Below are 10,228 nucleotides of genomic sequence, written 5' to 3' on the forward strand. Positions count from 1 at the left end.
CGACGTCCTGCGTGGTCATGCGCTCGCGGACGACGCGCTCCATGCGGGACAGGCCGGTGCGGACCTGGTTCTGGATCAGCTCGCCGACGTTGCGCAGGCGGCGGTTGCCGAAGTGGTCGATGTCGTCGACCTCGACGACGAACTCGCCGGTCGCACCCTCCAGGGTCGTCTCGCCGTTGTGCAGGGCGACGAGGTACTTGATCGTGGCGACGACGTCGTCGAGGGACAGCGTCGAGTGGCCGAGCTCGTCGTTCAGGCCGAGCTTGCGGTTGATCTTGTACCGGCCGACCTTGGCCAGGTCGTAGCGCTTCTCGTTGAAGTAGAGGTTGTCCAGGAGGGTCTGGGCCGCCTCGCGGGTCGGCGGCTCGCCCGGGCGCAGCTTGCGGTAGATGTCGAGCAGCGCGTCGTCCTGGCCGGCCGTGTGGTCCTTCTCCAGGGTCAGGCGCATGGACTCGTAGTCGCCGAAGTGCTCGAGGATCTCGGCCTCGGACATGCCCAGGGCCTTCAGCAGCACCGTGACGGACTGCTTGCGCTTGCGGTCGACGCGGACGCCGACCATGTCGCGCTTGTCGATCTCGAACTCCAGCCAGGCACCGCGGCTCGGGATGACCTTGGCGGTGTAGACGTCCTTGTCGGAGGTCTTGTCGGGCGTGCGCTCGAAGTAGACGCCCGGGCTGCGGACGAGCTGGGAGACCACGACACGCTCGGTGCCGTTGATGACGAAGGTGCCGCGCTCGGTCATGAGGGGGAAGTCGCCCATGAACACCGTCTGGCTCTTGATCTCGCCGGTCGTGGTGTTCATGAACTCCGCCGTCACGAACAGGGGTGCGGAGTAGGTCTGGTCGCGCTCCTTGCACTCCTCGATGGAGTACTTGACGTCCTCGAAGCGGTGGTCGCGGAACGACAGGGACATGGAGCCGCTGAAGTCCTCGATCGGGGAGATCTCCTCGAAGATCTCCTCGAGGCCGGAGCGGTCCGGGACATCGGTGCGGCCCTCGGCCTTGGCCGCTGCAACACGGGCCTGCCAGCGCTCGTTGCCGAGCAGCCAGTCAAAGCTTTCCGTTTGCAGCGCCAGAAGGTCGGGGACCTCGAGCGGTTCGCGAATCTTCGCGAAGGACAGACGGCCGGAAGCCGTCCGTGCAGTGGACACAGTCTGAGTCGCGTTGCGCGAGGCAGCCAAGGAGGGTCCTTCCACGGGCCTGTCTTGTAGAACACAAGGTCGAAACCGAAATATGCTGTCCGCTCTTCACGCACCCACGCGGAGGCCGTACCGGGATCGTGCCGTAGGGCACGACGAAAGGTGGCGGACTACAGGAGGGGACGACGACAAAGGGCAGCGCAAAGCGACAGCATACGTGAGAAGGGCATGATCGTCCAACCGTGTCCAGCGGGCCACCTGACGGGGCACGTCGTCTGTCGACGGGAGTCGGGACCGAGAGGTCCACGCGACGGAACATGAGGATGGCCGCCCCGGCCCGCCCCGTCAAGGTGTTCGCAGACACCGGCGCGCCGCGCCAGTCGGAACTGGCGCGGCGCGCAGGGTGTTCGTGCAGGTCAGCGACCTGCCGGCGGCAGGCTAGAAGGCCTGGACGTCGGAGACCAGCCACCGGTCGCCGACCTTCGACAGCGTGGCGATCACCCTGTTCTGGTCGATCGCCGGCTGCTTCTGGTCCGCCCCCACCGTGGCCTGGTTGACGAAGGCGAGGACCTTGACCCGGCCCTCGGCCTGCTCCATCACGCCGATGTCGGACACCTTGGCCTGGACGACGGTCTTGTTCTTGACCGCGAGCGGCTTGATGTCGGAGTCCATGGCGGCGGCGAACTCCTTCTTGAAGGCACCGGTGAGGAGGGTCTCGACCCGAGCGGCCTGGGCGTCGATGCTCGCGTGGTTGTAGCTCAGCATCTGCTCGATGGCGGTGCGCGCGGCGCTCGTGGCGGCGCGGGTCTGACCGGCCTGGCCCGCGGGCGCGGCCAGGCTCAGGCCCGCCACGCCGCCGAGCAGCAGGACCGCCACCGCCAGGGCGATGACCGGGGCCAGCATCCGGCGCGACCGACGACCGTGGACGCGCCCCGACGCCTCGGCGGGAGCGACCTCGGGCGCAGCCTCGGGGGCTGCCGGGGCCTGCACCACCGCTCGGGACGTGGAGGACTCCGCCCCCGGGGTGTGCCGCGCGACCGGGCTCTGCGGACGGGGCTGCGCCGCGGGGGTGCGTGGTGCACTGGTCTCCGCCGACCGGTGGCGGGAGCGCTCCCCCGCGACCCGGCGCCGGGCGCTCCTAGCCGACGAACTCAAGGTTCTCCACCTTCCACGCGTCGCTGACCTTCCGGAGCTCGAGGCGCATCCGGTAGGTCTTCTTCTCACCGTCCGGGACCGAGGTGTTGGTCGTCGGGGCGACGACTCCCACCAGCGCCACTGCCGAGTCGAGGTCACCGGTGACCAGCGCGGCCTCCGTGCGCTCGGCGCGCGAGACGGTCTTGTTCTGGACGATGACCTTCTTCAGCTCCGCCACGGAGCTCGTGTAGCTCTCGAGGAACGTCCCCGTGGCCCCGGCCTTCACGCGGGCGGTGTCCCGGTCGACCTGCTGGTAGTCCACGGTGACGAAGTTGACACCGAGCTGGCGGGCGGCAGCCAGCGCCTCGGCGCCCGCCCGGTCGGTGCGGTACGCGGCATACGCGGCGCGCCCCTGGGTCGCACCGAGGCCGACGGCTCCCGCGAGGAGCAGCGCCACGAGGACCCAGACGCCCTTCGGGGTCAGCCGTGCGGTGCGGGCCGTGGCCGCCACGTCCGACGCGTCGGTGTGCGGCTCGTGCGCCTGGTGTGTCTCGTGCGATTCGTGTGCTGTCCTCCCCGCCCCGCGCCAGCGGAGCCGGGAAGCCTTCACCGCCCTCCCGGCCTGGGTGGTGATCGTGCTCATCGAGCAGCCTCCTTCATGATCCACAGCCACGACGGCCCGTCCTGCTCACCTCCCCTGGGTGGGAGGGGCACCGAGACGTCGGGTGCTGCCATGCCCAACGACGCGGAGGCGCCCGGGGGTACGGGCTGCCCGCCGATCGCCAGCGGGACCGCCGAGCGCGCGCTGCCGGAGCGGGCCGGGCCGGGGGCGTTCTGGGCACCGCGGACGGTGCTGGCCGAGCCGCGCGGCAGGGTGCACCGGGCGCCGGTGTTGACCGGCGGGAGGTTCGTGGTCTGGTTGGGGTCGGTCCGCTTCGTGCCCTCGTACCCCTGCTTGCAGACCTTGGGCTCCTGCGACAGCGCGAGGCCGAAGTGGGCGGTGCCGTCGCCGGGGACGACGGTGTACCCGCCCGCGATGACGTCGGGGTAGGTGACGAGCAGCTGCTCGATGCCGTCGACGCGGGCCGTGGTGACCTGGCCGATGGTGATGAGGTTGGCCAGGAGGGTCGACAGGCTGCCCTGGTTCTCGCGGATCAGCAGGTCGAGCTCCTTGGAGGCGACGGCGCCACGGTCGAGGACGAGCCGCAGGTCGGAGTCGGAGGCCTCGAGGGTCTCGGCGAGGTTGGCGAAGTTGGTCGAGAAGGTCGTGATCTCCTCGGAGGTCTCGCGCTGCGTGTCGAGCACGATGCGGCCGTCGTCGATGAGCCGGACCGTCTCCGGCAGGGCCTCGGTGGCGGCCCGGGTCAGGGCGTCGCCGCTGTCGAGCAGTCGCTGGAGGTCGGCGCCACCGTCGGCGAAGGCCGTGCCGAGCTCGTCGACCACCGTGGCGAGGTCCCGCTTGTCGACCGACTCGATGGTGCGGTCGAAGTCCGACAGGAGGGTGTCGACGCGCAGCGGGTAGCGGGTGTCCCTGCGGGGGACCACGTCCCCGTCGGCCAGCATCGTCCCGCCCTCGGTGCGGGGCTGGAAGTCGAGGTACTGCTCGCCGACCGCCGAGCGGTTCTCGACGACCGCGACGGTGTCCTTGGGGATCTGCACCCCACGGCGGATCCGGGCGTCGACGATGACGCCGTCGTCGCTGAGCCGGAGCCGCTCGACGCGACCGACCTGCACGCCGCGGTAGGACACCTCCGAGCCGACGAAGATCCCGCCGGACTCGGCGAAGTCGGCCGACACGAGGTACTGGCCCCCGGCCACCCGGTCGTAGAGACCGACGTAGCGAGCGGAGAGGACCGAGACCGTCACCAGCGTGATGAGCAGGAAGGCGACGAGCTGTACCTTGACCGAGCGGCGGATCATCCCTGGCCTCCCGAGTAGAGCGAGCGCCACGAGCCGTCGGACGAGCCCTGGGATCGGGACGAGCCCTGACAGGTCACCCCCGGCAGGCAGATGCCACCGCCGCCCGGGCTCGTCGAGGGGGAGCTGGGCGTCTGGCCCGGCAGGGTGACGTCGGGCAGGGGGTTGTCCGGGTCGATCGGCAACGTGGGGTCGATCGGCAGCGTCGGGGTCCCGCCGGGCGGGGTCGTCGGCACGCCGAGGTTGCCGGCGAGGTTGCGCAGGTTGAGGTCGGCGGTGACGTGCAGGTTGGTGTAGTCGCCCTTCATCGCGCCGAGGGTGCCGTCGGAGAACGGGTAGGTCAGGAGGAGCTGCATCGAGGCCGGGAGGGCGTCGCCCGCCTTGGTCAGCTGCGCGAGGATCGGCGCGAGCGCCTCGAGGTTGGCCTTGGTGTCGGCCTTGCTCTGCTGGATGACCTCCGTGCCGACGGCGCCGAGGCGGTTCAGCGCCTGGAGCATCTGGACGAACTGGCGGCGCTGGTCGGCGAGCACCTTCAGCCCCCCGGGGATGGTCTCGAGGGCTGCCGCGATGTCCTGCTTCTGGGCGGCCAGCCGCGCCGAGAGCCGGTCGATCCCGTCGATGGCCCTGACGATCTCGCTCTTCTGCTCCTCGAGTCCGCCGACGAAGGTGTCCAGCTGCCCGATGAGGTCCTTGATCTCCGCCTCGTTGCCCCTCAGCGCGTTGTTGAGCTCGGTCTCGATGACCTTCAGCTGCGCCACGCCGCCGCCGTTGAGCAGCAGCGACATCGCACTGAGGACCTCCTCGACCTCGGGGTTGCGGTTCGTGCGGTCCAGCGGGATGTTGTCACCCTCCCCCAGCTCACCCTGGGCCTCGGCCCCGCTCGGGGGTGCCAGCTCGACGTACTTCTCGCCCAGCAGCGAGGTCTGCTTCAGCTCGGCGGTCGCGTTGTCGGGGAGCCGGACCTTCCTGGGCAGCCGCAGGGTCACCCGCGCCGTCCACCCGTTGAGCTCGATCTCCTCGACGGCGCCCACCGTCACCTGGTCGACCTTGACCGACGACTGCGGCACCAGGTCGAGCACGTCGCGGAACTCCGCGGTGATCCGGTAGACGTCGCCGTGCGCGGCGGCGCCCCCCGGCAGCGGCAGGTCGTACGCGCCCTGGCACCCGGTCAGGGCGACAGCGGTGGCGGCCGCGACGACGACGTGGCGAGCGCGGCGCCGGGCGGCGCGGCCCGGGTGCGCGAGCGGCACACGGCGTGTGGATGCGGTCATCGCCCCTCCCCCAGAAGGCCGCCCAGCGTCGGGTCCGCTCCGCGGACCACCGCGCCACCCTGCCCCGTGGCAGGAGCGGAGCCCCCTCCGGGGACGGCCGAGAGCAGGTTGACCGGGAGCTTCACGCTGGAGCCTCCTTGCAGGCCGTCCGCGAGGGGGCTGACGAGTCCGTCGATGTTCTTGCAGAGGTCCGTGTTGCCCGTACCGGTCGGGCCGGTGACGAGGGAGCACAGCAGCAGGGCCGGGTCGTCGAACTGCTCCATGTTGCTGCGGGTGTCGAGGGTGCCCGTCGCGGGGTTGTAGGCGTTCTGGAGGTTGCTCAACGCGACCGGGGCGTTGGTCAGCGTCTCGGCGAGCGCGTCGCGCTGCTTGGCGACCGTGGAGGTGACCGAGGCGAGCTGGGCGACGTTGGTCTTCACGCCGGACCGGTTGTCGCGGACGAAGGTCGACACCTCGTTCAGGGCGATCGCGAGGTTCTTCAGGGCAGCGGACAGGTCGTCGCGCTCCGCGTCGAGCTGCGTCGAGACGGTGGCGAGGTCCTTGTTGAGCCGGCGCACCTGCTGGTCGTTCGTGGCCAGCATCGAGGTGAAGGACTGCAGGTTCTTCACGGTGCCGAAGAGGTCGTTCCGGCCACCGGAGAGGGTCTCGAGAGCGCGCGAGAGGTCGCGGTTCGTGTCGTGGATGGCCTGCCCCTGCCCCTCGAGGTTGTCGGCCCCGGTCTCGAGGAGCCGCGAGAGGGCACCCTCCCTGTTGGCGCCCTCCGGGCCGAGCGCGACGAGCAGGTCGTCGAGGCTCTGGGAGATCCGGTCGAGCTCGACCGGGACCGCGGTGCGGTCCAGCCCGATACGCGCCCCGTCCTCCATCGTGGGGCCGCCCTGGTAGGCCGGGAAGAGCTGGACGTACCTGTCGCTCACCAGGGAGGGCGCCACGACGGCCGCCTTGGCGTCGGCCGGGACGGAGTACTGCCGGTCGAACTCGAACTCGACCAGGACCGAGTCACCCTGGGGCGTCACCGCGGTCACCTCACCGACCTGGACGCCGAGGACACGCACGTCCGAGCCCGGGAAGAGGCCCACGGCCCGCTGGAACTCACCGGTGACGCGGACGCGGTCCTCGCGTGGCCAGAAGGCGTACCCGCCCGCCACCAGGGCGACGAGCGCCAGTGCGGCGACGATCTTGGCGACCAGCCCGGGCCGGGGAAGGCGGGGCAGGGCCACGCGTGCCCGGCGCATCACCGACCCACCCCCGGTGCACCCACGGGCACGGTCAGGTTCGCGATGTACGTGTCGAACCAGCGCCCGTTGGCCAGCACGTTCGAGTACAGCCGCGTGAAGGGCGCCATCGCCGCGATCGTGTCGTTGAGGTCCTTCTCGTGCTTCTGCAGCACGGCCAGCACCTTCGTCAGCTCGTCGAGCGCCGGTTTGAGCTCCGCGCGGTTCTCGCGCACCAGCGCCGTGACCTGCTGGGCCATCGCCGAGGTGTTCGTGAAGAGGGTGTGGATGGCCTCACGCCGCGCGTCGAGCTCGACCATGAGGAGGTCTGCGTCCTTGATCAGGGTCTCCAGGGTCTTGTTGCGCTCGGCCACGGTCCCGCTCACCCGGTTGGCGGAGGCCAGCAGCCGCTTGAGCTCGGCGTCGCGCGAGGCGATGGTCCGCGACAGCCGGGTCAGGCCGTTCAGGGCCGCCTTCACGTGCGGCGGGCTGTCCTTGAACTCGCCGGCCATGACGTCGAGGGACGTCGCGAGCTGGTCGGTGTCGATGCGCTCGGCGGTCTGCGCGAGGTCGGTGAAGGCGTTGACGATGTCGTAGGAGGAGACCGTCCGCTCCAGCGGGATCTGCGCCCCCTCCCTCATCTGCCCGCTGCCCTTCGGCTCGAGGGCGAGGTACTTCTGCCCCAGGAGCGTCTTCATCCGCACCGAGGCCGCGGTCTGCGGACCGAACGCGACCTCCTCGGTGATGCGAAAGTCGACGCGGACGTGGTCGCCGGCCAGGTCGACGGACTCGACCTTGCCGACCTTCACCCCGGCGATCCGGACGTCGTCGCCCTCGATCAGCCCGCCGGCCTCGCTGAAGGCCGCCCGGTAGCTGGCGCCGCCACCGATCAGCGGAAGGCTCTGGACGTTGAAGGCCAGGGCCAGCAGCACGGCGATGACGAGCAGGCCGACCGCCCCGATCGGGACGGGGTTGCGCTCACGGAAGGGGACGCTCACGAGCACCTCGCTGCGGACACGGCATACGACGGCTTGACTGGCCCGGTGGGCAGCTGGACGGTGCCGTCGAAGCGGCACAGGTAGAAGTTGAACCACGAGCCGTAGCTGGCCGTGCGGGTGATCTGGGTGATCTTCTCCGGCGACGTCGAGAGGAACTTCTCGAAGGTCGCGGTGTTCCTGGGCTTGTTCAGCCCGGCCGAGAGACGGCGCAGGCTGGCGATGTCGTCCTGGATCGCCGGGCGCGTGACCTTGAGCAGGTCGGCGGTCTCCGCGGTGACGGAGTTGATGTTGCTGAGCGAGGCCCCGATGGTCGCACGGTCCGCGGCGAGGCCGGAGACGAAGCGCTGCAGCTGGTCGATGAGGCTCTTCAGCGCCGCGTCGTGCTCGTCGACGGTCGCGAGCACCGCGTTGAGGTTGCCGATGGTGCGGCCGATGACGGCATCCCGGTCGGCGAGCGTGGACGTCAGGGATGCCGTCTTGGCCAGCAGCGAGTTGATGTTGCCGCCCTCCCCCTGCAGCACCGCGATGATCTCGGCGGAGAACTCGTTGACGTCCTTGGGTGACAGCGCCGCGAAGAGCGGCTTGAAGCCGTTGAAGAGCACGGTGAGGTCGAGCGCCGACTGGGTCCGCTCGAGGCCGATCGTGGCGCCGTCCTTGAGGGCCGCCGAGTCGCCGACGCCCTGCGTGAGCGCGAGGTAGCGCTCGCCCACGAGGTTGCGGTACTTCACCGTGGCCACCGTGCCCTGGGTGAGGACACTGGTCTTGGCCACGGTGAACTCGATGAGCGCGTTCGTGCGGTCCGGGTGCACCGAGACCTTCTCGATCTCCCCCACCCGGACGCCCGCGATCCGCACCTCCTGGCCGGCCGCGACGCCCGTGACGTCCTCGAAGACCGCCTTGTAGGTGGCCTTGTCGCCGAGCTGGATGTTGGCGATGGTCGCGGCGAGGGTCCCGGTGGCCACGAGGGTGGCCACGGCGAAGGCGATGAGCTTGGCGAGGCTCGCGGAGGTCTTCACCGCTGGCTCACCACCGCTCCGCGGAGCATGGGGCCGGCGAGCAGCGTGGTGATGGCCGACGGCTCGCCCGAGCCGTCGCGCGAGAGCAGTGCGGCGACGACCTGCTGCTCCTCGGCCGTGCCGGCCAGTCCGGAGCCGGGCTCGGTGATCGCCAGGCCGCTGCTCGCGGTGAACGCCGACGGGAGGGCGCTGCCGGCGCTGCTCCCGGTGCCGTTGGTGCCGTCGTCGAAGCGCACACCGGGGCGGGGGTTCTTCTGGCTCCCGACCCGGTCGGGGAGCCCGAAGCAGCTCGGTCCTCGCTTCTCACCCCAGGCGGGCTCCTCGCCGGGCCGGTAGCCGTCCCGCTGCGGCGTGATCTCGAGGGTGATGTGGAAGGCGTCGTTCCGCCACGCCCCGTCGATGTTCTTCACCCAGTTCGCGAGGCCCGTCGCCACGCAGGGGTACTCCGGCGAGTACTTCGCGAACAGCGCCAGGCTGGGCCGGCCGACCCGCCCCGCCCGGATGATCCGGTCGCCCGTGCCCTCGAGGAAGGTCGCGGTCGTGTTGGCGAACCCGGCGGTGCCGGCGAAGAAGCCCCGCAGCGAGTCCTGCTTCTGGACGATCGTGGTGTTCGTCGTGACGAGCGCCTTCGCCGCCCTCACGAGCTCGGGCGCGGCCACGGCATACGTGCTGGCGAGGTCCGCGAGGCCGGAGATGTCCGCCTGGATGGTGGGCATCCGGGGGTTGAGCTCCTTGAAGTAGGCGTCCGCGAGCACGAGGTTCCTTCCCAGCCGGGTGCCGCGGCCGTCGAGCGTCGTGGCGAGCGCGTTGAGGGTCGCGGCCAGCTTCTCCGGGCGTACGGTGCGCAGCAGGGGCAGGAGGTCCTCGAAGACCCGCTCGAGCTCGATCGCGACGGTGGTGCGGTCCTGGCCGATGACGTCGCCGGCCCGGATCGGCCGGCCCGCATCGCCCTCGGGGGTCACGAGGTCGACGTAGCGCTCACCGAACAGCGTCTTGGGCAGGAGGCGGGCGCTGACGCCGGCGGGGATCTGCGGCACCATCGCCGGGTCGAGGGCCAGGCCGAGGCGTGCGCCCCGCCCCGTCGTCTCGACCGAGCGGACCTCGCCGACGATGAGGCCCCGCAGCTTGACGTCGGACGCCTCCTGCAGCTGGGAGCCGACCCGGTCGGTCTCGAGCGAGACCATGACCACGTCGGTGAAGACCTTCTTGAAGGAGGCGACCGACAGGCCGATGAGGGAGGCCACCACGACGAGGAAGGCCACCCCGTAGGCGTGGTTGCCCAGTCTCGACATGAACCCCTTGGCGGGCCCGACGCCCTGCTCGGTGTGCTGGCTCGACATCCCTACCCCGCGATCCTGACCGTGGTCGATGCGCCCCACACCGCGAGCGAGAAGAAGAAGTCGACGATGTTGATGGCCACGATGGAGGTGCGCACCGCCTTGCCGACTGCCACGCCCACCCCAGCCGGGCCGCCGGACGCGGTGTAGCCGTAGTAGCAGTGGATGAGGATGATCACGACCGCGAAGACCATGACCTTGAGGAA

9 protein-coding genes and 1 pseudogene are annotated in these 10,228 nt (G+C 70.5%); all 10 read right to left on the reverse strand.

Annotated elements, in window-relative coordinates; translation table 11 throughout:
• A pseudogene (locus VIB11_RS05385) lies at positions 1–1,180 on the reverse strand (DNA-directed RNA polymerase subunit beta); the annotation flags it as partial.
• A gap of 396 nt (positions 1,181–1,576) precedes the next feature.
• Positions 1,577–2,293 carry a hypothetical protein gene (locus tag VIB11_RS05390; protein ID WP_332029104.1) on the reverse strand — a complete coding sequence of 239 codons (717 nt, stop codon included), beginning with the start codon at positions 2,291–2,293 and terminating at the stop codon, positions 1,577–1,579.
• Complete coding sequence (locus VIB11_RS05395) at positions 2,277–2,915, reverse strand: hypothetical protein (RefSeq protein ID WP_332029106.1); 639 nt, start codon at positions 2,913–2,915, stop codon at positions 2,277–2,279. The genes VIB11_RS05390 and VIB11_RS05395 overlap by 17 nt, the downstream gene beginning before the upstream one ends.
• On the reverse strand, positions 2,912–4,192 hold the full coding sequence (locus tag VIB11_RS05400) for an MlaD family protein (RefSeq protein ID WP_332029108.1): 1,281 nt from the start codon (positions 4,190–4,192) through the stop codon (positions 2,912–2,914). The genes VIB11_RS05395 and VIB11_RS05400 overlap by 4 nt, the downstream gene beginning before the upstream one ends.
• The gene (locus VIB11_RS05405; protein WP_332029110.1) at positions 4,189–5,460 is read right to left on the reverse strand and encodes an MCE family protein; all 1,272 of its coding nucleotides are present in this window, start codon (positions 5,458–5,460) and stop codon (positions 4,189–4,191) included. Before VIB11_RS05405 ends, VIB11_RS05400 begins: the two co-directional genes overlap by 4 nt.
• Positions 5,457–6,692 (reverse strand): MCE family protein, encoded by a 1,236-nt coding sequence (locus tag VIB11_RS05410; RefSeq protein ID WP_332029112.1) that lies wholly within the window; start codon positions 6,690–6,692, stop codon positions 5,457–5,459. Before VIB11_RS05410 ends, VIB11_RS05405 begins: the two co-directional genes overlap by 4 nt.
• A complete protein-coding gene (locus VIB11_RS05415) occupies positions 6,692–7,669 on the reverse strand; it encodes an MlaD family protein (protein ID WP_332029114.1) in 978 nt (325 codons plus the stop codon). Before VIB11_RS05415 ends, VIB11_RS05410 begins: the two co-directional genes overlap by 1 nt.
• Complete coding sequence (locus VIB11_RS05420) at positions 7,666–8,685, reverse strand: MlaD family protein (protein WP_332029116.1); 1,020 nt, start codon at positions 8,683–8,685, stop codon at positions 7,666–7,668. Before VIB11_RS05420 ends, VIB11_RS05415 begins: the two co-directional genes overlap by 4 nt.
• Complete coding sequence (locus VIB11_RS05425) at positions 8,682–10,025, reverse strand: MCE family protein (protein ID WP_332029118.1); 1,344 nt, start codon at positions 10,023–10,025, stop codon at positions 8,682–8,684. The genes VIB11_RS05420 and VIB11_RS05425 overlap by 4 nt, the downstream gene beginning before the upstream one ends.
• Before the next feature lie 2 nt (positions 10,026–10,027).
• Positions 10,028–10,228: ABC transporter permease (locus VIB11_RS05430; RefSeq protein WP_332029120.1), on the reverse strand; the 201-nt coding region annotated here is incomplete at its 5' end.

This window comes from Pedococcus sp., from assembly GCF_036554925.1.
Classification (GTDB): Bacteria; Actinomycetota; Actinomycetes; order Actinomycetales; family Dermatophilaceae; genus Pedococcus_A.